The following is a 24,484-nucleotide window of genomic DNA, read 5'->3' on the forward strand; positions in this document are numbered from 1 at the left end:
ATTGTGTTAATTCATACACTTTCAGAATTATTAACACCATTCCCGTTAATGTCATTATTCTACCGCGGTTATTCAGTCGTTCTTTGCTTATTCTGGTGTTGCCCTTTTGTATTAACTGAAGCCGACTGCCTTGTATCACCAACAAAGAAGCCACTAAAAGTAAAAATACACCAATTGTTAATTCCGTCACTACCACAGGTAAACCCTCGCGCGTCATTTCATTATTTTTTACTGTTAAAACATAGAGCTTTGAAGCCTTAGCGCAGGTATTTTGACCTGCAGGCCTTCTCAAACGTTATGTTGTGTTGAGCGGGATTTAGCAGAAACCATACCAAATGAGGAATGTCAGTGAAGGCGAGCAACCATCAGCCTTTGCCGGCGGTTAGAATTAAACACCTGCCGTAAACGCAAGCGTGACTCGGTAACTCGGGCAAATAACGTTGAAAAAATTACACGTAAATCAGACGGTTATCCCCGTATAGTTATCAAATTGCGTTTGCAATCTGCGTGAACGGGATTGCCCAGCAGCAAAACCACAAGGATTAAAATAGATAGGATATAACGAGAAAGCGGCTCACTTTTATAAGTGAGCCGCTTTAATGTGATTATTAAAGATTGCTAAAGGTATAGGCGCCAAAATCGGTTGGGCTGGTCTTTTACTAGGCGGTACTACTCGTAACGCAGGGCGTCAATCGGCGCTAATCGCGATGCTTTCAGGGCTGGGTAGTAACCGAAAAATACACCAATAAGCCCTGAGAAGCCTAAACTTAACAGTACCACTTGTGTTTCAATGATCCCCCCTGCCCCAATTCCATATTGATTGCCCATGAAGACAAAACCGTTGGCTATCATGACACCAATAAAGCCACCCAAGCCACACAATACAATGGATTCAATCAAGAATTGATACAGTATATCCGAAGGCTTGGCCCCCACCGCCATACGCAAGCCAATTTCTCGGGTACGCTCAGTGACCGACACCAACATAATATTCATAATACCGATACCGCCAACGACTAGGCTTACCGAGGCAACCCAAGCCAGCAAGGTATTAAAGACCTGAATAGTTTCCGCCCGCGTGGCAATCATTTCGGATACATTGCGAATACGGAACATATCATCGCCGCCCACTGGAATGCGCATACGCTGGCGCAATAAGCGTGACATCTCTTCTTCGATATAATCCATGTCTTCGCCATCATAGGCACTAACTTGAATAAAGCTTACTGATTTAGGGTTGGTAGCACTGACTCCTGTTATCTTATTGCGCACGGTTTTAATTGGGAGAAAAATCACATCATCTTGATCTTGGCCTCTGGCATCTTGCCCTTTGGCTGCGAGCACCCCAATAATGGTGACATTAAAATTAGTGACACGTACCGTCTGACCGATAGGGTCGCTGGCGCCAAATAGCTCGCTGCGCAAGCGCTCTCCGATTATTGCCACCTTGCTGCCACGATTAATTTCGGCGCTGGTGAATTCTCGTCCGTTGGCCATGTCCCAATCTCGCACTAAAAAATAACGATTATCGATTCCGTTTATTTCAGTGGACCAGTTTAGATTGCCAAAAATCACCTGACCCGAGGCAGACAGGTAAGGCGCTGCAGCTTCGACCCCTGGTACTTGTTTTTCTATAAGATTTGCGTCGTCTTCATTAATTTTGACCACGGATGCAGAGCGCGCTCCACCGCTTTGTCGAAAAGATCCGGTGACAAAAAATACATTGCCTCCCAAGGATTTAATTTGCTCGTCCACTTTTTGCTGAGCGCCCGCGCCCATCGCCACCATAATAATGACAGCAGCTACACCGATAATGATCCCCAGCATAGTTAGACAGCTACGCAATACATTGACTTTTAAGGCGGTGATGGCGGTTTTTAGTAAGATAACAATTTTCATACATTGCCCTCTAACGCCGCCTGACGCACATTGGTATTTTGCTCGTCACTGATGAGCTCTCCATCACGAAAAGTCAGTTTACGCTTAGCAAATTGAGCAATTTCCGGCTCGTGGGTCACCAAGATAATGGTCTTTCCTTGTTGATTAAGCCCTTGAAAAAGCGCCATCACTTCTAAGCCCGTTTGCGTATCAAGGGCACCTGTAGGCTCATCAGCCAATATCATCAGCGGGTCGTTGATCAGTGCACGCGCAATCGCTACTCGCTGTTGTTGGCCACCTGAAAGTTGACCAGGATGATGATCCATACGTGACCCAAGCCCAACGCTTTCAAGGCATTGCCGAGCGCGCGAGTGCCAATCTGCTTCTGGCACTTTGCTATACAACAGTGGCAAAGTGACGTTGTCTAAGGCACTGGTTCTGGGTAATAAGTTAAATTGCTGAAACACAAAGCCAATACGCTGATTGCGCACGCTGGCCAATTCATTTTTACTTAGGGTTGATAATTCTTGGCCCGCAAAAGCAATACTGCCTTCACTGGCAATATCTAAACACCCGAGCAAATTCATCATGGTAGATTTACCTGAGCCAGAGCTGCCCATGATGGCCACAAATTCACCTTGATGAATATCTAAATCAACACCTTTTAGCGCCCATACCTTTTCATCTCCCATGGTATAAACCTTTTTCGCCTGTCGTACTTTTAGCAACGGTTGCGACATCACTCAGCTACCTTTTGGGCGCGAACAATCACCTCATCACCCGCTTGTAAATCCCGAGCGCGGATCTCGCTGTATTCTAAATCTGCGATCCCGATGCCCACGTTCACTTTACTAGGCTCACCGTCACGTAATACCCACACCGTACCTGGCTGTAAATCCCCGTCACCTGCTTTGCGCTGTGCATTTCGTGTCTGACCTTGCGCCTTAAATTGCGCCATCTGATCTGGGGTTAAAATACTTTGCAGCTCAATATTCATCTTGCTACGAATTTTCTTTATAGCGCCATTTGGTGAACCGCCTGGACCGCCCCGAGGAGATGATTTACGGGCAGCTTGCATCGCATCGCGCATGTTTTCCATGACGGTTGCTACTTGTGCCTGTTGTGAATCATTTAACCCAAGTTGCTGCGCAAGCTGAGCGACAGAATCACCTGCCCCACCTTTACCTGAATCCGTGTTCGACGTTGTTCCCTCTGGCGTAAAACGCAGGGCTGAATTGGGCACGCGTAAGACATTTTTGCGCTCACCCAATATCACGTCTACATTGGCGGTCATACCGGGTAACAAGAGTAGTTGCTCGTTTTCAACACTGATAATCACTTTGTAGGTCACCACGTTATTGGTCACGGTGGCCGCTTTTCTTACCTGACTGACTACCCCGGCAAACTTGCGTTCAGGGAACGCATCTACGGTAAAGTTAACCTTTTGGTCTTTTGCGATACGCCCTATGTCTGCTTCATCCACATCGGCTTCAATTTGCATTTTCACTAAGTCTTGCGCGATAGAAAACAAAGTGGGTGCCGATAAGCTCGCAGAAACTGTTTGGCCCGTGTCTACTTGACGATCAATAACCACGCCATCAACGGGTGAGCGAATATAGGTACGGTCTAAATCAAGCTTTGTTTGTTCAAGATTTGACTGAGATTGTTCAACTTGCGCTTCTCCTACCAAGATAGCCGCCTGTGCTGTTTCGATAGCTACTTTGGCTAGCGCATTGTTGGTTTCGCTGATGTCTAATTCTGATGCGCTAACAAGATTTTTATCTTTAAGCTCTTTGGTTCGGTTGAACTCCCGCTGGGCCAATGTAGCCTCAGTCTGGGCTTTTTTCAGCGCCGCTTTTAACTGTGTCAAAGAGGCTTTAGATGACGCAAGGTCAGCTTCGCTTTGGCGTAGCCTTGATAAAATAGTGCGATCATCAATGCGCGCGATCACTTGCCCACTGCTCACCTCGTCATTGAAATCCGCATTTAACTGAGAGATTAGGCCTGATAATTCCGAGCCAACTAAGACGGTGACCACAGGAGAAATCGTTCCAGATGAGTTAACTGTACTTTCAATGTCCCCTAAAGACAGTGGTTGAGTATGATAAACAATGCGTTCATCTGACGGTGAAGGCTCAGTGAACCACCACACAGCAACCACTGCTACAACCGCGACAACCAACCCTTTTACTAACCTTTCTTTGTTCATACAGTTCTGTTTAATAATCTAATGAAATACTAAAATATGAGCGAATTAAATCACTTATCAGCGATAATTACTGTAAAGGGAATGTAAAGTTATCTAAAGTTGTGATTTTGACCATCAAGCCTGTGCACAACATTCGCTGAAGGGTGCTTAAGCAACGGCAAGACACGGTTTATCACCCAAAAAAAACGCCACTCATGTGACGTTTTGTATACGAAGAATGGCTGATCACGACGTTACACTGGCGCACTTTGTGGGTCGATATCCGGCATCAAGTTTTCCTGCAATTGGTCCATGTTATCCACCACATCTTTGGGGTCGTCAAACAAGGCAATATGGAACATAGCATCCCCTTCTTGCACCAAAGGAATATTCTGCTTACCAATGATGATCCCGGAGCGATTAGCTATTAAAGGCTCACTGTAGGTGCCCGTTGGGCTGCATACATCTGCAAGCACATCACCCCGTTTCACATAATCACCTAAGCTTTTACGATCCCGCACTATGCCGCTTTCAGGCGCCCGTAACCAAGAACTTTTATAAGCCACCAGCGGCTCAATCTTAGGCAACGTACGACGACGTTTTGATACCACACCTAGCGACGCCAACACATTGAAAATGCCCTTGACCCCAGCGCGTATAGACAATTCGTCAAAACGTAATGCTTCACCTGCCTCATACAATAAGATTTTAGTCCCTGTTTCATCCGCCGCTTGGCGCAGTGAACCATCCCGCAAGTCTGAGTTAAGCAATACGGGTACGCCAAACGCATGGGCTAACTCGGCCGTTTTCGGGTCCTTCAAATTGGCTCGGATTTGCGGCAAATTACTGCGATGAATCGCCCCGGTATGTAAATCAATGCCATATTCGCACTTAGCTGCGATTTCCGTTAAAAACATATGCGCCAAGCGCGAAGTCAACGAACCATTTGGCGAGCCAGGAAAGCTGCGGTTTAAATCGCGCCTGTCTGGCATGTAACGGCTTTGCATCAACATGCCATACACATTCACCATAGGCACAGCGATCACCGTGCCTGCAATCAATTTAAATGATGGGGAATCTAGCACGCGACGTACTATCTCGATCCCGTTTAGTTCATCACCGTGAATGGCGGCACTGATAAACACAGTGGGCCCTTCCTTTTTAGCCCGAATCACTTCAACCGGAATAGACATATCGGTATCTGTGTATAAGCGTGCAACAGACAGCTGCAGCTTAGTACGCGTGCCCGGCTCAATAATGTTATCGCCGATCTTTAATGGGGCTGCTTTTACCATGATTAACCATTACCTCGAGTCTTGGTGCTGTGTGGCTTAGATTTTTTGTTCTCTATAAATTCAATGATCATGTTGGCCACATCTTTTGAAGTTGCCGCTTCAATCCCTTCAAGGCCGGGGGAAGAGTTAACTTCCATGACAACAGGGCCATGACTTGAGCGCAGTAAATCGACACCACATACGTTTAAGCCCATCGCGCCAGCAGCAGAGACAGCCGTCGCTCGTTCAACCGCCGTCAATTTAACCAAAGCCGCGCTGCCACCTCGGTGCAAGTTAGAACGAAATTCCCCCGGTGCGCCTTGGCGCTTCATGGCAGCAACCACTTTACCGCCCACCACGAAACAGCGTATATCGGCACCGCCCGCTTCTTTAATGTATTCCTGTACCAAAATGTTGGCTTTTATACCCATAAAGGCTTCAACAATACTTTCTGCAGCTTTGTTGGTATCTGCTAATACCACGCCTATACCTTGCGTGCCTTCAAGCAATTTAATCACGACCGGCGCGCCACCGACATTAGCAATCAAATCTTTGATGTTATCTGGGCTATGAGCAAAACCCGTACGCGGCAGGCCGATACCTTTGCGTGACAGTAACTGCATTGAACGTAATTTATCTCGTGAACGGCTGATAGCGACAGATTCGTTGACACTAAAACTGCCCATCATTTCAAACTGACGCACGACTGCCGTGCCATAGAACGTTATCGACGCTCCGATACGTGGAATAATGGCATCGTATTGAGGTAAAGGTTCACCTTTAAAGCGCACAGAGGGCTTGTTGCTTGAAATATCCATATAACAATGCAACGTATCTATGATGTCGACTTCGTGGCCGCGGGCCAAAGCAGCTTCTTGTAAACGACGAGTTGAGTACAGTTTCTTGTTGCGAGATAAAATCGCGATTTTCATTATTTTTTCTTCTTTGCTTGAATGAGTCTAATAGACGTGAATACATCAATATAAGTCACAAGGATGTGTAAAATATACAAGTTAGTTTTACGATCAGCGTAATTCATCACTGTATCGTTTAAATAATATGCTAATCACAAAAATTCACTCTGTATGGATTTGATTTACATCACTATCTGTCTAATAACATCATTTTCCCTCTGGCTTTTGCGTTACTATGCGACTCTAAATCGAGCCGCCAGAAGACGGCCGTTGCTCCCGTACCCTGTGAACCTTACATTGCCTAAATTTATGACCTTTAATCTGTTACAACGCACATTCTTTCTTTTAGGGTTACCCCTGACGAGCATTTTCGCGTTTGCAAATACAACTCCTGCGGATATTGCCACTGAAGAAAATTCAGCCACACAACAAGCGCCTATCATACAGGCGGTTGAGGTAAATCCGTTCAAAGAGCAATTCATTCTTAGCTATGTTGAGTATCCTGGCGCAGAGCCATACTTAAAGGTGATACAAGAGATATACACAGAACTTGGATTTAACGTTAAGAGCATTGCGACACCTGCACTAACAGGCATAACACTGCTAAGCAAAGGCAAAGTCGATGGAGACGCCTATCGACTAGGCAAAGTAGTGACCACATTTGACGATCTTATTCTGGTTAAGCCCGAGTTAATTCGCGCCACGTTAGTCTTGCTATGTATCCAAGAGGTAGAGTGCGACCGAGCAGTATTAGATAACAGCCAAAACACCCTACTAACGAATGCCAGAGCTCTGGAATATCTTAAGGAAGTAGATGTTCGAGCAACCCTATTAAAAGACGAAGTCATTCAACACACAGTAGAGATGCTTGTCTCGGGGCAAGTAAAATATGCCACGTTTATGATCGACGAGCGGCAAATCATTCCTAAAGGGATGCAAATGGTAAAATTAAGGAATATTTTTCTTTACCACGTGATCCACAAAAAGCACGCGGCCTTGTTACCTCAGATAGAACAAAAATTGCGTCAGAAACGTCGTTTATTACACACCACACTTTTTAACCCTAAAAAACGGTCTTAGGCACCTATCGATGATGTTGTTTAATAAAATCCGCTGCTCGCTCAGCAATCATAATAGTGGGTGCATTGGTGTTCCCCCCAATTATGCTGGGCATGACTGACGCATCAACCACCCGTAAGCCAGCTACTCCGCGCACGTTTAATACATTGTCTACTACCGCCATATCATCTGTGTCGGCGCCCATTTTGCACGTCCCCACGGGGTGATAAATCGTTTCTGCATTCGCTTTTAAAAACGCTAATAATTGCTCATCGCTTTGCATTGCAACACCGGGCTTCACTTCTTTACCTTGGTAGTCATGAAACCCTCGGGATTGTAAAATCTCTCGGCCTTGTCTAATGCCATCGATCATCACATTTTGGTCGTCAGGATGAGACAGATAACACGGGTCAATTACCGCAGGGGCAGCTGGGTCGCTTGAAGCAAGTGTGATCTCACCTCGGCTTTTAGGATACACATTACACACGTGCAAACCAAAGCCATAACCAAATGCAGTTTGTCGACCATGATCTTGTAAAATTGCCGGCAAAAAATGGTATTGAATGTCCGGCAATGAACTAGCGAACTGGCTTTTTACAAACCCACCTGCTTCAGCGATATTTGACGAAAAAATGTCGCTGCGCTTGCGCCAATAACGAAAAGCCGCCTTCACATAACGTGGCAACTTAGATAACGAAATGGCATAACTGTGTGTAGATTGGCAGCGGTACTGAATGATCGCATCAAGGTGATCCTGCAGATTTTGACCGACCCCGGGCGAATCCTTTAGCACCTCAATACCTTTGTCCTCTAGATGCTGCTTCGGACCAATACCTGATAACATTAATAGCTGAGGTGAATTGATTGCGCCCGCGCAAAGCAGTACCTCTTTGGTCGCGTTAAGCACGTGTAGCTTGTCATTAATGCGCAACGTCAGCCCTGTTGCTCGGCTGTCTTTAATGATGATTTTTTCGACCAGCGCCTGTGTTATCAAGGTAAAATTATCGCGGGTTTGTGCTAAAGCCAAATAGCCTTTAGCACTAGAGCAGCGCTGACCATCTTTATGCGTGACTTGATATATCCCTAAGCCCTCGTGCTGAGCACCATTAAAATCTTCGCTAATAGGCACTCCAACGTCATGAGCCGCATCAACAAATGTCTGTGACATAGGATTGACAAAGCGTAGGTCGTCCACACACAAAGGGCCACCGGTACCATGATAGGCGTCGGCTCCACGCTGTTGGTCTTCAGATTTTTTAAAATAGGGCAACACTGCGTCCCAATCCCAACCTAGGGCACCCTCTTGTTGCCAACGATCATAATCCTTGGGAACACCGCGCACATAACACATGGCATTGATTGCGCTAGAGCCGCCTAAGGTTTTTCCCCTTGGCCAAAACAAGGCTCGGTTATTCAAGCCAGCCTGAGCCGTCGTATTGAAATTCCAATTGATATTTTTAAAGCGAGATAATAGGGATAGCCCGAAAGGAATATGGATCATTGGATTGCTATCTTGACCACCCGCTTCAATAAGACACACACGATAGTGACTATTTTCAGTCAACCGCGCGGCTAACGCACATCCTGCTGAACCTGCACCAACAATGATGAAATCAAAAGAGGAAACATTTGTTGAAGACATGATGTTAAATACCAAGAAGAAAGAGAAAGGCGTCGAGGTAGGTTCGCCTTCTTAATTGTGCTCTTAATACCTCGACTATTCCGCCGCTGTTCAGCTCATCTCGCTCGCCGAACACAGCCAATGTAAACCAGATGTTAATAATTGTCATTCATTATTTTACATAACCATTTGTTTCTTTTGACTATTATCAAATCTAATTCATATGGATAAGTCGTGCCTATACACTTTTGGACACAGTTTGAGGTTTATTATAGACGCGTAGATTGAGGTACTATCAACAAAGAATGCCTATAAAAAGACGCATCTTTATTTATAAAAACGACATATATCAGGGTAAATTAATGAAATTAACGCTTATCGCAGTCAGTATCAGCGCAATGCTTATGGGGTGTAGCAACGCGAACCATTCTGCTAACCAAACCCCAGCGACAATGAAGACTTCTATTACGAGTAACCAATTACAAGAAATGAACTTATCTTATCCAAAAACGCAAAAAGGTGACGTAATCGACACCTACTTCGGCAAGCAAGTAGCCGACCCTTACCGCTGGTTAGAAGACGATATGAGCAGCGAAACTGAGCAATGGGTAAAAGCTGAAAACGCCGTGACCCAAGCCTATTTAGCGCAAGTCCCTTCACGTGACAAATTAAAAGAGCGCTTAAAAGTGTTGCTTGACTACGAAAAAGTTGGCGCTCCTTTCAAAGAAGGCAAATACACCTATTTCTTTAAGAACGACGGCCTGCAAAACCAAGCGGTGCTATATCGCCAATTGGACGATGGCGAAGCTCAGGTATTTTTAGATCCCAATTCATTTAGTGATGATGGCACGACCTCATTGGCCAGCATCGATTTTTCAAAAGACGGCAGTTTAGTTACCTATTTGATTTCAGAAGGCGGCAGCGATTGGCGTAAAGCGATCACCATTGATGTAGAAACCATGCAGCCTGTTAGCGAAACCTTAAAAGACATTAAATTCAGTGGCATATCTTGGTTAGGTAATGAAGGTTTTTATTATTCAAGCTACGACAAACCAGAGGGCAGTGAACTGTCTGCGAAAACGGACCAGCACAAGCTGTATTTTCATCGTTTGAACGATAAACAAACCCAAGACACCCTTGTTTTTGGCGGTACTGACGAGCAAAAAAATCGCTATGTATCAGGCCAGGTGACCGAAGATAACCGCTATTTATTAATCAGTGCTGCCGTTTCCACCTCAGGTAACAAACTGTATTTAAAGGATTTAAGCAAACCAGATAGTCCTTTGGTGACCATCTTAGAAAACACAGATTCAGACACAAACCTGCTTGATAACGAAGGCAGCACCTTGTTGTTTGTGACCAATTTAGATGCGCCCAATAAGCGTGTGGTCTCTGTTGATGCGAGTCAGCCTCAACCCGAGAACTGGCAAGATTTTATTGCCCAAACCGACAACGTATTAGACGTATCTACCGGCGGCGGATACATTTTTGCCAGCTACATGGTGGACGCTATTTCAAATGTGAAGCAGCTTGATATGAGCGGTAAGTTGGTGCGAGAAATCGCATTACCAGGGGTCGGCACTGCCAGTGGATTTGATGGCAAAAAAGACCAACAAACCCTTTACTATAGCTTCACCAACTACAAAACGCCGAGCACGATCTTTAGCCTCAATGTAGAAAGCGGCGAATCATCGGTGTATTTAAAGTCGAAAGCGAATTTTGATAGCGACGCTTACGAATCTAAACAGGCCTTTTACACGTCTAAAGACGGCACCAAAGTCCCCATGATCATTACCCATAAAAAAGGCCTAAAACTGGATGGCACCAACCCAACTATGCTCTATGGCTACGGCGGTTTTAACATCAGCCTGCAGCCCGCTTTCAGTAGTGTCAATGCTGCATGGCTTGAGCAAGGAGGAGTGTATGCGGTACCTAATTTGCGCGGCGGCGGTGAATACGGTAAAGCCTGGCATGACGCTGGCACGAAATTGCAAAAGCAAAATGTGTTTGATGACTTCATCGCGGCAGCCGAGTATTTAATTGAGCAAGACTACACTAGCCCTGATTACTTGGCGATCCGCGGCGGTTCAAATGGTGGTTTATTGGTAGGAGCCACTATGCTTCAACGCCCAGACTTATTTAAAGTTGCCCTGCCCGCTGTAGGTGTGCTGGACATGCTGCGTTATCATACCTTTACTGCAGGCGCTGGCTGGGCTTACGATTACGGCACCTCAGAAGACAGCCAAGAAATGTTTGATTACTTGATGACCTACTCACCGGTGCAAAACGTGCGAGAAGGCGTTAACTACCCTGCCACACTGATTACAACAGGCGATCATGATGATCGCGTCGTGCCCGCTCATTCGTTTAAGTTTGCCGCCCAGTTGCAAGCCAAAAATACCGGCCCTAACCCGATGTTGATCCGTATCGAAACCAATGCTGGTCACGGTGCAGGTACGCCTATCAGCAAAACCATAGAGCAGTACGCCGACATCTTTGGGTTTACCCTCTACAACATGGGTATTAAGGTGCAATAAGGCGCAATAAAAACGCAAATATTAACTAACAGTCACAAAGCCAAAACATGCTACTGAGCTGTTTTGGCTTTTTCTATTATGACTTACTGCTTCACTAGCGACGCCTGTTGGACAGTTGCTTGCCCATCAAATTCAATCACGCAGGCATAGCCTGAAAAGGGATAATCACTGGTGGCAACAATATGCGTAGCCCCTTCAATATGCATATCAGCTTCAATATGAGTAACGCGGTACTGCAGAAATTGGCCCGTATCCAATTGGCTTATCACACTGCTTACGCTCTCCCCTTGAGAGAAAGTGCCACACAAATAAACCAGCTCTTTTCTTGCCTCTAGCCATAAAAAAACAGCCACGAATATGCTCCCTGCTATCACAGTAAGCATGGCGACACGCAAGAACATACGCTTTACACAAGTCATTGTTATTCCTTTTGCACCCTTTCTACCCTTTACACCCTTATACCCTTGTCAATAAATAATCCCTGAGTGGCTAATTATTGAGCGGCGTTCGTATTAGGACCATTACCCTAGCGCAATAAATAACTGCAGCATAAGCATATAATTAACAACACGCTTTAGGCTAAAATAGCGAAAATTGTCCGTTCATACTCATTATCATCCATCCATGGAGCCCTACATGACTCAAGCCGCTTACGAACAAGCCGTCAATCTAATCGATAGCGCCAACAGTGAAGATCCTAATATAGAGCAAGCCGAAGGCAAAGAGTGGCCAAAAGAGCTGCTGTATAGTTTACGCATGTCAAACATGTTAGAGCGCTATCGAAGCGATGCGGATCACGTGGTTAAATTGGCCATTCGCGGGCAACACATACAGCGTTGGCAGTCTCCGCGCAGTGCTTACCCTATGGATCGTCAGGGTTATCATCAATGGCGTAGCGACTTATACACCTTTCACGCAGATAAAGTCGCTGAGGTAATGCAGCAAGCGGGTTTTAATGAAACGGACGTGGCAAGAGCAAAAAAAGCGGTCGCCAAAGTGGGTATAAAATCAAACCCAGATACACAACTACTAGAAGACGTGGTGGGTCTGGTCTTCATTGAGCACTATATGTTGGCGTTTGCCGCCAAGCACCCTGATTACACAGAGCAGAAGTGGATAGATATCATCCGCAAGACGTGGATGAAGATGTCAGATGATGCACACGCGTTTGTGTTGGCAGGTAAAGTGGCTTTACCAGAATCTTTGACGCCGATCATTTTAAAAGCGGTGCAAGCTTAATAACGTGATAACAGACACTCCCACACCTGCTTAAACCCAGCTCAGCAGGTGCAATAAAAACAACCCAAGGGTGGTGGTAAACATCGAGAACAAGGTACTGCCGGCGATAATCGCTGCAGTAAGATGATGGTCTCCACCAATCGCACGTACCATAGGATAAGCCGCCGCTGCGGTGGGTGTGGCCATCATGATATATAACACCCCTAACGCTTCATTTTTAAGCCCGCAATAATAACCAATGACAGTAGTGACCAGCGGGATAAACACAATCTTGCTGGCAATGGCGATATACAATAACTTAGACGCTTTAAATTCTTGTAAACGAATAGATGCTCCTACGCATAACAATGCTAACGGTAATGTCATTTGCGCCAGATAGCTGCCAGACTCATACAGAAGATCAGGTAAAGGAATAGGTACAAGTGCGACCAATATGGCTAACGCAATAGCAATCGCCAACGGGTTTTTAATCACACTCAAGGTGACCAATTTCAACGAAGCTGTCGCTGCTTGATGGTAATAAAGAGTTAAGATGGAATACACGTTATACAGGATGACAATAGCCGCTAGATACATAGATGCTAACGCCTGTGCGGTCTCGCCAAATGCGCTAACGGATAACGCCAAACCGATAATCGCCATATTGCCCCTGCACGCTCCTTGAGCAAACGCGCCACGTGCATCTTGGCGCTCTATCTTCAATGCGAATAAATTGAAAAGCAAAAACGTGATTGTGGTGGCAATGGTGGCAAACACCAGTAAGTAAGTGGGTGTAGTGACGCTTAAGTCGGTTTTAGCAATATTAACGAATAGCAAACACGGCAAAGTCACGTTAAATACCAACCGCGAGCCAATTATGGCAAATTCTTCGTTTATCCAGCGAATACGCTTAAATATGATCCCCAGTACAATTAGCAGACTGATGGGCAAGGTCACTTCAACGGCAAACAGTAGTGATTGGATTGGCATGTAAGGTAGCGTCCCTTGGGCAGCGGATAGGAAATCAGGTAAGTTATTGCCGACAAGCTTAAAGGCAATTTAGCGAGCTGACAATAAACCATCTAAAACAGTAAATTAGGGTCCAAATGTGACATCAGTCACACTTGTTACAATTGGTCGCAATTTAGTGAGTGCATTTGCGATAAAGCTCAGCATTACTGGGCTTGAAAGGATTGTTAACACTGGGCTGTGCTTGATAAAGTGACAGAGTCATATATGCCTGTTTTTTTAATTTCTATTTTCAGTTTTTTGCCCATTTTAGGCTTGGCATATTTTTAATATTATGGAGTTTCAATGCGTATCTCATTTATCGCCGCCGCTGTAGGTGCCACCCTAGTACTCGGTGCATGTTCAACCAACGTGGTTAATCATCAACAAACCAATAAAGAGCAAGCTAAAGCCATGGCTGCATCCAGCAACAATGTATTGTTTAGAAAAAGCCCGCTGACATATCAAGCCCCCCAATTCGATAAGCTCACCATGGCAGATTATGAGCCTGCTTTTAAAGCCGGCATAGAGCAGCATAATATCGAAATCGCTGGTATTACTGATAATCCAGCCTCGCCCACATTTGATAATACTATTGTGGCCATGGAAAAATCAGGTGCCCTACTAACCCGCGTCAGTAAAGTCTTTTACAACCTATCAAGCGTGATCTCCAACGATGATTATCAGCGCATCGAAGCACAGATGGGCCCTAAGCTCACCGCGCACGATGACAACATTTACCTTGATGCGAAACTATTTGCTCGTATTCAAAGCATTTATGCTGACAAAGCCTCACTGAATGCCATCGATCAGCGCTTAGTTGAGCACTACTACCAGAAATTTGTGCGCGCAGGGGCAAAACTCAGCGACGCCGACAAAGCAACCGTGCGCGAGATCAATGGTCAACTTTCAAGTTTGGCCACAGAGTTTTCGCAAAATTTACTCAAATCGTTCAAGCAGGACACCATTCTTGTTACCGATAAAAGCGAACTGAGTGGTTTATCGGACGCTGAAATAGCGACCCTTGCTAGTGCGGCTAAAGAAGCGGGCAAAGAAGGTTACTTAATAACGCTTGTGAACACGACGCGCCAACCTATTCTTGGCAGTTTAGCGAACCGCGATCTGCGTAAAAAGATTTGGCAAGCGTCTGCTCATCGCGCCATGGCCAGCAATGGCCCAGTGCTTATCAAACTAGCCGAGCTTCGGGCACAAAAAGCACAGCTACTAGGTTACCCCACCTGGGCGGCATATGTGACCGCAGACCAAATGGCCAAAACCCCGGCGGCGGTTTACGAAATACTCGACGATTTGGCTCCTAAGGCCGTCGCCAAAGCGCAAATTGAAGCGCAAGCTGTGCAACAACAGATCGAAGCTGATGGCAAAGACTTTGCTGTACAGCCATGGGATTGGGCGTTTTATAGCGAGAAAGTGCGTAAAGCGAAATACGATCTTGATGAAAGCGCAATTAAGCCTTATTTCGAACTTGAGCGCGTACTGCATGATGGCCTTTTCTTTGCGATGCAAAAACTTTATGGCATCACCTTTAAAGCCCGTAAGGATTTACCAGTATACCAAGATGATGTACAAGCCTTTGAAGTGTATAACGAAGACGGTAGTAGCATTGGCCTGTTCTACTTTGACCCTTATGCCCGTGAAGGCAAAGGCGGCGGCGCATGGATGGACGAATTTGTTACCCAAAGCGACCTACTCGGCCAAAAGCCGGTCGTTTACAATGTACTTAACATCCCTAAACCCGCAGCGGGTCAGCCGACACTATTAACCTTCGATGAAGTGACCACCTTGTTTCACGAGTTTGGCCATGCTGCTCACGGGCTATTTTCCCAGGTGAAATACCCAAGCTTAGCGGGCACCTCAACAGCACGTGACTTTGTGGAATTCCCGTCTCAATTCAATGAAGATTGGGACATCGACCCAGAGGTGATTGCTCATTATGCGAAGCATTATCAAACGGGCGAAGCGATCCCAAAAGACTTATTGGACAAGCTACTTTCAGCTCATCACTTTAACCAAGGGTTTGATACCACTGAGTATTTAGCATCCGCTTTGCTAGATATGGAATGGCATTCAATTCCGGCCGGTACCAAAATCACAGACGTAGCTGATTTTGAACAAAAAGCGTTGGCTAAACACGGCATCGATTATGCGCCAGTGCCACCGCGCTATAAATCTGCCTATTTTAGCCATGCTTTCGCCGGTGGTTATTCTGCGGGATATTACGCTTATTTATGGACTGAAGTATTCGCAGCTGATGCCTTTGCCTATATGGCAGAGCATGGCGGTTTAAACCGTGATAACGGCGATAAATTCCGTAGCCGCGTGCTATCGATGGGTAACAGCCAAGATTTGATGCAAGACTATCTCGATTTTCGCGGCAGTAAACCCAGCACAGATGCGTTGTTAAAACGTCGCGGCTTAGACGAGTAGTCTTGCTGCTTGAACCTACACGCTAGCATTGTGTGTCACGCTGACGTGACATAACAGAAAGGCGAACAATGCAAAAAATAAAAGCCCCGTGATGAAGCATCAATCACGGGGCTTTTTATTGCAGTTCTGAAGTGCGATGCCTGTTTACGCGCCCCACCCTACACCTGATTTGCTGGGGATTAGTTAGCTCTTGTGCATGATATTTAATGCAGCGGCTGTCAGCGCTTCCGTGGCGGTGGTTATTACCGCATCCGCCTCTGGCGCCCAGTATGGGCTGTGTAATGATGGCAAAGATGTGCCATTTTCTTTGGCTTTGTCCCAGTCACCTTGCTCTACCCCTCCCACCCAGAAAATAAGGCTTTGAATGTTCTTATCGGCACGATAAAAGCGACTAAAGTCTTCACCGCCCATGACCGCTGGAGTTTGAACAACGCGCTTTTCGCCGAAACGTTGAGTAAATACGTTAGCCATTTCGTGGGTAAACTCAGGCGTGTTGTAAGTTGCTGGCGTGTATTCGTCTTTAATATTCACCTCTGGCATTAGTGCTTCAGGCATTCCCGCAGCAATGGCTTCGCCCTTAGCGATACGCGCGATGCCATCCAGTAAAGCCTGACGGGTTTCATCAGAGTAACTGCGTACCGTTAGCAACAAAGTCGCCTTGTCAGATATTATGTTGTGCTTAGCACCAGCATGAAAGCTACCAACTGTGACCACGGCTGAGTCTTGTGGGTCGAGCTCTCGACTCACCAGCGTTTGCAAGGAACTCACAATACGACTGGCCAACACAATAGGGTCTTTGGTGGTATGGGGATAAGCGCCGTGACCACCCGCCCCTTTGACAATCACATCGACACTGTCAACGTTGGCCAAGGCAAATTCTGGGGTGTAACCTATGGTGCCAGCGGGTAAACCCGCAGCATCATGAAATGCGAGTGCATAATCGGGTTTCGGGAATCGCTCGTATAGCCCATCGGCCAGCATGTCACGTGCCCCCTTCCCGCGCTCTTCTGCCGGTTGCAAAATCATCACTAACGTACCAGACCATTCATCTTTCATCGATGTCAGCGCTTGCGCCGTGCCGACCCAACTGGTCATGTGGGTATCATGTCCGCAGGCGTGCATAACGCCAGATTCGATGCCATCTTCTGTGGTAGCACGCACCTTTGAGGCAAAGGGCAATCCTGTTTGCTCTACCACCGGCAGACCATCCATATCAGCGCGGATCATCACCACAGGCCCAGGGCCATTTTTCAGTACCGCGACCACGCCAGTCCCCCCTACCTTTTCGGTGACGTCAAAGCCTAAAGCTTTGGCGCGTTTGGCCAATTTTGCTGCGGTGTTCACCTCAAAGCCACTTAATTCAGGATGCGCATGCAGGTCTTTGTACAACGCCATGAGTTTAGGCATATCACTACTGACTTTATCACTCACGTTATCAGCATGGGCACTTTGGCTTAAACTCAGGCTGAAACAAAATGGAATAGCTGCAATGGCTAGATTAAGGCGGCGTAATTTCATGGTAATTCCCTTGAATGTGGTGGTGTTTAGCCTTAGCTAAAATCGAGTAATGATATAAAAATAATCATGATGTTTAACACGTTAGCATGAATCCGCCTCACTGAACCAGTCATAGGACAATCGATGACCAAGCAAAAACTGCACATTAGCTCGTCCACCAGAAATATCCTTAGCAATTTGTTATAAAAGCGAGATCTAGCCGCCACGATTGTTTAGGATAGCCAACATTACCGTCGTTACTCTTTTCACGAGATCTTATACTTGCGTTTACGTCATATAGAAATATTTCATGCTATTTATACCACCGGCTCAATTACCAACGCGGCTAAAATTTTGCACGTATCGCAACCTGCCGTGAGCAAAGTGCTGCTTCATGCAGAGCAGCAGTTAGGATTTGCGTTATTTACCCGTAACAAAGGCCGCTTGATCCCAACCCCTGAAGCAAATATGTTGTTTCATGAAGTGGACAAAATACATCAGCAAATGCGTACTATCGATAACACTGCGCACAACATAAAACATGCTCACTCGGGCAACATTAATATTGGTATTACCCCGGCGTTAGGGTTTGACGTATTGCCAAGAGCCATCGCTCGCTATCATCAGCAGCACCCAAATGTGAGCTTCAGTATTAATACCGTACACAACGACGCGGTCTTACAAAGCCTTATTGAGCATAAATCTGATGTGGCCGTTTTGTTTCATCCGAGCCCTAAATTAGGCGTAGATAGCATTGAATGTGGGCAGTCTGAGTTGGTAGTTGTTTACCCTAAAGCGTTATTCCCTGATGCACCTTCGCTGCTTAGCATCGAAGCCTTGGCAAATGTTAGCTTTATTGGTATTAGTGATTCAGGCCCATTGGGGGATATGCTCTACAGTCGTTTGCAAAGCGAAAACATGCAGCCTCATAGTCCTATACAGGTACAAACCTATTTTATTGCAGCAAGATTAGTGGCACAGGGCTTAGGGGTATGCGTAGTAGACAAACATACGGCGCTAGGAAATTTAAATGATAACATCGCCATGGCATCGTTCACCCCGCCCCTTAGCTTTTCTATTAATGCCCTGCATTTACAAAACAGGCCACTGTCTAAAGTAGTCCAGGGATTTCTGCCGTATTTACAAGCAGAAATAACCTAAAAGCGCAGCAGAAGGTTGTGCAGATCCGGGGCCAACCTTAAGCGATAGCCTAAGCCATGTCTTAAGCTACAACCCAAGCCATAACCTGAAGTTATACCCCTGCTATACCTAGTCACTTTATTTTCCCGAACACCACGTTAGGATGCACTTATCAATCAGTAAATTGGCACTTCTAAAGGATATATTCATGGTGATTCAAGCCCCCTATTTGTTGTTTATCGGCGATGCTACCGATGCTCTGTCGATCAAAATGGCCCAAAGTGTCGCTCACTGGCGCCCTGACTTATGCGTCGGTGAATTCAGTGTCGAAGGCTGCACCGTAAGCACTGGATTAAACAAACTAAGCATTGAAGAAGCCGCCAAAAACGGCGCTAAAAGCTTGGTGCTTGGCTTTGCAAACAGTGGCGGTATTTTAGATAAAAAATGGTTACCGTTAATTGAATTAGCCATTAAAAAAGGCATGCATATCGTTAGTGGACTACATCAAAAACTGACCAGCTACCCTGAGCTAGTTCACTGCGCGCAGCAGTATAATGTTGAATTGCTTGATATTCGCCATCCCACCACGGCTTTTAGTACAGGCACAGGCCGCAAACGGGCCGGCAAGCGCTTATTGACCGTCGGCACAGATTGTTCGGTAGGTAAAATGTATACCTCGTTGAGCCTTGAACACGCCATGGTTAAACAAAACATAGCGGTTGATTTTCGCGCCACTGGCCAGTGCGGTATTTTAGTGGCAGGTGCGGGTGTGGCAATTGATTGTGTGGTGGCTGATTTTATTTCGGGTGCGGCTGAGTCATTGTCCCCCGACGCCAGTGACGACCACTGGGATGTGATTGAAGGACAAGGCTCATTGTCACACCCTGCTTTTGCAGGCGTGAGTTTAGGCTTATTGCATGGCTCACAGCCTGATGCATTGGTTATTTGCCACGCGCTTAATCGCACGCATATGCGCGGCTTACCTAATACCGCCTTCCCAAGTATTGAGGCCACCATTGCCCTTAACTTACAAGCAGCCCGTTTAACCAACCCTGATGCAGTTGTAGCTGGTATTAGTGTGAATACGTCTGCTGTTAGCGTGGAAGAAGGCCGTGCTATTTGTCAGCAGCTAAGCGAGCAGTTTTCGCTGCCCTGTGTTGACCCGCTTCGCGATGGGACCGATGCCATCGTCGCCGCATTGCCAATCTAAGCTAAAGGCTTCACATAAACTCAAGACATAATCCGTAAGCTAAGGGTATCGCCTTTGGTTAAACGCAAAAATACAGGAGAAAACAGCATGGGTTTTCAAGTTGAGGCTTACCAACAAGCGCTGCCTCTTAAAAGTGTATTTCGTATTGCACGAGGTGCTAAAACACAAGCCGATGTAGTAGTGGTCACCTTAACCGATGGCGTACACACAGGCTGGGCTGAATCAGTCCCTTATGCCCGCTACCAAGAGTCAGTACAAAGTGTACTGGAGCAAATTGACCAAACGGCTAAGAGCTTGGCTACATTCGAGGGCGATATAAGCGGAGTTCGCGCGCGCATTAATGCAATGCCCTCAGGTGCTGCGCGCAATGTTATGGACTGCGCCCTGTGGGATTTAGTGGCGAAGTCACAACAAAAATCTGTGGCACAACTATTGTCTTTATCAACCCCAGCGCCCTGCGTGACGGCGCAAACGCTAAGCATAGACACGCCCGAAGCCATGGCCGCAGCGGCGAAAGCTCTGGGCCATCCTCCACTGATTAAAGTGAAACTGGATAACCAAGACATCGTCGAGAAGATGCAAGCCATACATTTAGCTTCTCCTGACAGCCAGTTTATCGTGGATGCCAACGAAGGTTGGTCTATAGACGATTTAAAAGCCTGCGGTGATAACTTAAAAGCACTGAATGTAATCTTAATTGAACAACCGTTGCCAGTAGGCGACGACGCAGATTTAATAGATTACAGCTGCCCCGTGCCACTGTGTGCCGATGAAAGTTGCCATACCCGTGAAGAATTGGCTTACCTAAAAGGCCGCTATGATGCAGTCAATATTAAGTTGGATAAAACAGGTGGCTTAACGGAGGCCTATGCTCTCGCCCAAGAAGCCCAAGCAATGGGCTTTGAAATAATGATCGGGTGCATGGTGGGTAGCTCTCTAGCCATGGCGCCGATTTCTTTGTTAAGTGACTGGGCTAAGTACGTGGATTTAGACGGCCCACTGTTAATTAAAACCGACAGAGAAAATGGCTTTGCGATTAAAGACGGCGTGATGCAACCTTTAAACCCCGCGTTATGGGGTTCCCCACAAAGCCAAGTGATTTTAGAAGGATAGAGTGGTTTCACTAAAAAGCCGGCCCCGTTAATCGGTTCCGGCTTTTTCATAACGTATGAGGTTTATATCACTCGTGTCATCAAAAGCGCTCTATCGCCCAGTTTAGCGCCACTAATGCAATACCAATGGAAGCACCAGGCATAACCCAGCGACGGTACAGCGCCGCTTTTGCAAGTAAAATCAGTAGCGGTAAAGCAACTAACACTATCGCCAGCTGACCGATTTCTACCCCTAAATTAAACGCTAAGATAGAGAGTAACTTCTGATCCCCCGGCAAACCGAGCTCCCCCAAAACGCCCGCAAATCCCATTCCGTGTAGCAAACCGAAAGCAAAAGTGAGCCACCCCAAACGTAAGATTATGGGCTTCACATTATTCAAGGCTGCAAATAACACCGAAATCGCAATGCCAAATTCCACCCAGCGACTGCTCGGTATTATCCAGCCTAATGCTGTGGCAGTCAGGGTGATTGAATGCGCTAACGTAAACGCACTGATGATCCACACTGTGGTGCTCAGTACGTTCTTTAACTGTGGATTTCGTTGCCATTGCCCTTCTTGACGCAGCAAAACACAAGGCAAAAGCAGCGCCAATAAAAACAGGATATGATCGGTACCAATCCAGATATGGATGATGCCCTGATAAACAAACTCTTTGAATGTGACCCAGCGACTGCCATCCGTTAGATCTATGTCAATTTGGCGTTGAGCATTATTCAGCACAAAGCTCTGTGTATTGGCATCATCACTGATATTAACGACGACTTCGTGACTGTCGTCTTTAACGAATATCGCACTGTAATCTATGGTGAATATACCTGCTAGCGGACACTGAGCAGTAAAGTCAGTTACCGCAAACACGGAGTCGGCGTGATCTTCTAAGCGCTCTATACCTGCAAATTGAGTGGTGCAGGCCAGCCCACCCCGTTTAAGCCATAAATGGTCGGCTAAATAAGTGGCGATATCGGCGCGACGCTCAATGACCTCTCCCCATGTCAATTGACCGTTTTGGTCCGCATCTAGTCCTAAAACCAATTCTAAATCCGTCAAGCCCAGTTGCCATTCACCTTGAATACGACCTGTTTGATCTACGTTGGCAATGATGTAGCCAGTACTGTTTTGGTGCGCATAACTCACGGTGCCGCTCATCACGCTGACTAAAAAAAGGAGCTTGATGACATAACGATAATACTTGTTCACTTCTACTAACCTAAATGACCTCTAACCCCATAAATTATATATGTTTTTTTTCACTTTAAATATCCGATGTGACGCTTAGGGATGAATCTATACAAACATTTACACAAAAAAAAGCCGACCATAAGGTCGGCAAAGGGTGCAGCGTTAAATGGGGTACATATTTGCGGCTCAGCCGCTAAAGCCATACGTGGCTAATAAACTAGCTTAGCGCAATACGCCATAATCGAGCCACCAGCCACAATCGAGTTACTGTTGTTTGTTATCACTCGCCAGTCGCTGTATCGGCATTTCTACACTTGATGACAAGAACTCAAAACTTTGCTCTGGCATCTCTTGCCACTGTTCCGGCGGCATAGGCGGGCTAGATAACAATATTTCGTCTTGATGCTGCATGTTGGCTAGGCGGATCCTAAGTGTACGCAGCGCCGGGATTTCCTCGACCTCGCTCGGGCTGACAAACATACCCAAACTGCGGCTCAATTTGCCAAGATACAAACTGCTGGAAAATCGAATAATTGGGGCAGCAAGTAACAAACCGAGTAGCACAGGGGCCAACCACCAAAATAAAATAGGCGTTAGAGATAACGTAATCCCGCCCCACGCGATGGCAATTGCACTGGCCACCCAAGTACGCTTAAAGGCTTCCTTCCACGGCACCATGCGACCTTCTCTGCCTTGTGCATCCCAGCTGACATTCTTTCCAACGAGAACATTAAGTACAAAATAGGCGTGATAAAACATCATTAATGGGGCAATAATAATGGCGATAGTCGCTTCAATTAGCGCCCCGGACATTAATGCTAATCCGCCGCCAAATTGCTCTCTGCGCCTAACCAAGGCCACAATAGCGCCCAGTAACTTTGGCCCTAATAGCATGACCGCAGTGGCACTTAGCAGCGTAATAATGTATTCAGTTTTGACCACAGGCCACGAGGGAAACAAAGAATAATTGGAAGCAAAAAACACCGTTTCTGTGGTTGCGCGTACGACGGCGTCTATTGTGCTTAGCACTAACATCACCAACCACACTAATGACGACATATAAGCTAACGCACCAAAGAGAAAATGCAGGCGATTTACCGTGTGCAACCCCTTACCATTGATAATGCCAAGGTGCTGAATATTGCCTTGCACCCAACGTCTGTCTCGTGTGGCGTAATCGATAATATTACTGGGGATTTCTTCGTAACTGCCCTCTAAATCGGCTAGTAATAGTACGTCCCATCCTGCACGTCTTAACAGCGCAGCTTCAACAAAATCATGGCTGAGTATGTCGCCACCAAAAGGCGCTTTACCCGCTAATGTAGGTAAACCACAATGTTGAATAAATGCGTCCACACGTATAATGGCATTATGTCCCCAGTAATTTGCGCTGTCGGTTTGCCAGAATGCCTGACCGGTTGCCAGCATGGGGCAATATAAGCACGATGCGAACTGCAAAAACCGCCCAAATAAGGTTTGTGAACGCACTGGGATAGGCACAGTTTGAATTAAACCTGACATCGGGTTTTGTTGCATTGCTTTCACTAGCGTCAACATGCACTCACCTGTCATCACGCTATCAGCATCGAGTACGATCATTGACTCGTACTGGTAACCCCAGCGCTGACAAAAATCGGCCAAGTTACCCACTTTACGATGGGTATTTTTTTCTCGGCGTCGGTAATAGATATTTTCAGACAATGCCCCCACGCGCTGACAAAGCTCATTCCACGCGGTAAGTTCAGCTTGCGCCATATCGGGATTCTGGGTGTCACTTAACATATAAAAGTCAAAGTGCTCCAGCTGACCTGTGCGCTGTAAATCAACCAAGCACGCCTCGAAGCCCGCCATGATGCGATCTGTGTCTTCGTTATATACGGGCATGACGACAGCATGCCTGTCTTTCACAGTGACGTTGTCCAATTGGCCAGCAAAATGTTTATTGCGCTTAAGCTTCAGCGGGTCAATATCGAATATCTGCAGGATGAAACCGATAAAGGCGCTCCAAAACGCGGCAGAGATCCACAAAAAAGTAATACTAAACAGCACTAACAAAATCACTTCAAGCACGGTGATACCGCTTTCTGAAAAGATTTCGTACATCATCCAGCTGCCCGCAATAGAGGTGACAAACACCATTAATGCATATATCCACTTACGGACGGCCTTACCCTTGATATTTATTAACATGGTCGTGCCCTC

18 protein-coding genes are annotated in these 24,484 nt (G+C 46.3%); 7 read left to right on the top strand and 11 right to left on the bottom strand.

The features are described from left to right. Positions 1 to 669 precede the first annotated feature (669 nt). The 5 genes from AC0L6N_RS12005 to rimK all read right to left on the bottom strand — a co-directional run bounded on the left by AC0L6N_RS12005 (position 670) and on the right by rimK (position 6,272). A complete protein-coding gene (locus AC0L6N_RS12005) occupies positions 670 to 1,899 on the bottom strand; it encodes an ABC transporter permease (protein ID WP_011575544.1) in 1,230 nt (409 codons plus the stop codon). Continuing rightward, complete coding sequence (locus AC0L6N_RS12010; protein ID WP_473474820.1) at positions 1,896 to 2,618, bottom strand: ABC transporter ATP-binding protein; 723 nt, start codon at positions 2,616 to 2,618, stop codon at positions 1,896 to 1,898. Before AC0L6N_RS12010 ends, AC0L6N_RS12005 begins: the two co-directional genes overlap by 4 nt. Beyond that, a complete protein-coding gene (locus AC0L6N_RS12015) occupies positions 2,618 to 4,087 on the bottom strand; it encodes an efflux RND transporter periplasmic adaptor subunit (RefSeq protein ID WP_473474821.1) in 1,470 nt (489 codons plus the stop codon). The genes AC0L6N_RS12010 and AC0L6N_RS12015 overlap by 1 nt, the downstream gene beginning before the upstream one ends. Positions 4,088 to 4,320: 233 nt before the next feature. Then, entirely contained in the window at positions 4,321 to 5,361 is a 1,041-nt protein-coding gene (locus AC0L6N_RS12020) for a succinylglutamate desuccinylase/aspartoacylase family protein (RefSeq protein WP_473474822.1), read from the bottom strand. A 2-nt stretch (positions 5,362 to 5,363) separates the two neighbouring features. After that, positions 5,364 to 6,272 carry a 30S ribosomal protein S6--L-glutamate ligase gene (gene rimK / locus AC0L6N_RS12025; protein ID WP_011575548.1) on the bottom strand — a complete coding sequence of 303 codons (909 nt, stop codon included), beginning with the start codon at positions 6,270 to 6,272 and terminating at the stop codon, positions 5,364 to 5,366. Positions 6,273 to 6,563: 291 nt separating this feature from the next. On the opposite strand from rimK, the gene AC0L6N_RS12030 reads away from it, so the two are divergent. Further along, on the top strand, positions 6,564 to 7,334 hold the full coding sequence (locus AC0L6N_RS12030; RefSeq protein WP_473474823.1) for a hypothetical protein: 771 nt from the start codon (positions 6,564 to 6,566) through the stop codon (positions 7,332 to 7,334). Positions 7,335 to 7,338: 4 nt separating this feature from the next. Here the strand turns inward: AC0L6N_RS12030 and AC0L6N_RS12035 are convergent, their stop codons facing one another. Then, on the bottom strand, positions 7,339 to 8,955 hold the full coding sequence (locus AC0L6N_RS12035; protein WP_473474824.1) for a GMC family oxidoreductase: 1,617 nt from the start codon (positions 8,953 to 8,955) through the stop codon (positions 7,339 to 7,341). A 341-nt stretch (positions 8,956 to 9,296) separates the two neighbouring features. Between AC0L6N_RS12035 and AC0L6N_RS12040 the strand changes: the two genes are divergently transcribed. Then, the gene (locus AC0L6N_RS12040) at positions 9,297 to 11,471 is read left to right on the top strand and encodes a prolyl oligopeptidase family serine peptidase (RefSeq protein WP_473474825.1); all 2,175 of its coding nucleotides are present in this window, start codon (positions 9,297 to 9,299) and stop codon (positions 11,469 to 11,471) included. Between the two features lie 83 nt (positions 11,472 to 11,554). On the opposite strand, the gene AC0L6N_RS12045 is transcribed toward AC0L6N_RS12040, so the two are convergent. Continuing rightward, positions 11,555 to 11,890 carry a hypothetical protein gene (locus AC0L6N_RS12045; protein ID WP_473474826.1) on the bottom strand — a complete coding sequence of 112 codons (336 nt, stop codon included), beginning with the start codon at positions 11,888 to 11,890 and terminating at the stop codon, positions 11,555 to 11,557. 217 nt (positions 11,891 to 12,107) lie between these two features. On the opposite strand from AC0L6N_RS12045, the gene AC0L6N_RS12050 reads away from it, so the two are divergent. Next, entirely contained in the window at positions 12,108 to 12,710 is a 603-nt protein-coding gene (locus AC0L6N_RS12050; protein WP_473474827.1) for a DUF4202 domain-containing protein, read from the top strand. 30 nt (positions 12,711 to 12,740) lie between these two features. On the opposite strand, the gene AC0L6N_RS12055 is transcribed toward AC0L6N_RS12050, so the two are convergent. After that, the gene (locus tag AC0L6N_RS12055) at positions 12,741 to 13,679 is read right to left on the bottom strand and encodes an AEC family transporter (RefSeq protein ID WP_473474828.1); all 939 of its coding nucleotides are present in this window, start codon (positions 13,677 to 13,679) and stop codon (positions 12,741 to 12,743) included. A 324-nt stretch (positions 13,680 to 14,003) separates the two neighbouring features. Here AC0L6N_RS12055 and AC0L6N_RS12060 point away from each other — a divergent pair, with 324 nt between their 5' ends. After that, positions 14,004 to 16,142: a M3 family metallopeptidase gene (locus AC0L6N_RS12060; RefSeq protein ID WP_473474829.1), complete on the top strand. Its 2,139-nt coding sequence runs from the start codon at positions 14,004 to 14,006 to the stop codon at positions 16,140 to 16,142. A 183-nt stretch (positions 16,143 to 16,325) separates the two neighbouring features. Here the strand turns inward: AC0L6N_RS12060 and AC0L6N_RS12065 are convergent, their stop codons facing one another. Continuing rightward, positions 16,326 to 17,660 carry an amidohydrolase gene (locus AC0L6N_RS12065; RefSeq protein ID WP_473474830.1) on the bottom strand — a complete coding sequence of 445 codons (1,335 nt, stop codon included), beginning with the start codon at positions 17,658 to 17,660 and terminating at the stop codon, positions 16,326 to 16,328. A 261-nt stretch (positions 17,661 to 17,921) separates the two neighbouring features. Between AC0L6N_RS12065 and AC0L6N_RS12070 the strand changes: the two genes are divergently transcribed. From AC0L6N_RS12070 to dgcA, 3 genes are all read left to right on the top strand, one after another. Next, entirely contained in the window at positions 17,922 to 18,800 is an 879-nt protein-coding gene (locus AC0L6N_RS12070) for a LysR family transcriptional regulator (RefSeq protein WP_473474831.1), read from the top strand. 187 nt (positions 18,801 to 18,987) lie between these two features. Then, positions 18,988 to 19,989, top strand: coding sequence for an N-acetyltransferase DgcN (gene dgcN / locus AC0L6N_RS12075; RefSeq protein ID WP_473474832.1), 1,002 nt, complete (start codon positions 18,988 to 18,990; stop codon positions 19,987 to 19,989). Positions 19,990 to 20,076: 87 nt separating this feature from the next. Then, on the top strand, positions 20,077 to 21,102 hold the full coding sequence (dgcA, locus tag AC0L6N_RS12080; protein ID WP_473474833.1) for an N-acetyl-D-Glu racemase DgcA: 1,026 nt from the start codon (positions 20,077 to 20,079) through the stop codon (positions 21,100 to 21,102). 79 nt (positions 21,103 to 21,181) lie between these two features. Here the strand turns inward: dgcA and AC0L6N_RS12085 are convergent, their stop codons facing one another. Both AC0L6N_RS12085 and mdoH read right to left on the bottom strand, forming a co-directional pair. After that, positions 21,182 to 22,249, bottom strand: a complete 1,068-nt coding sequence (locus AC0L6N_RS12085; protein WP_473481321.1) for a HupE/UreJ family protein — start codon at positions 22,247 to 22,249, stop codon at positions 21,182 to 21,184. Positions 22,250 to 22,546: 297 nt separating this feature from the next. Continuing rightward, positions 22,547 to 24,472 (bottom strand): glucans biosynthesis glucosyltransferase MdoH, encoded by a 1,926-nt coding sequence (gene mdoH / locus AC0L6N_RS12090; RefSeq protein WP_473474834.1) that lies wholly within the window; start codon positions 24,470 to 24,472, stop codon positions 22,547 to 22,549. Between the last annotated feature and the right edge of the window lie 12 nt (positions 24,473 to 24,484).

The organism is Paraglaciecola sp. G1-13 (assembly GCF_055809255.1).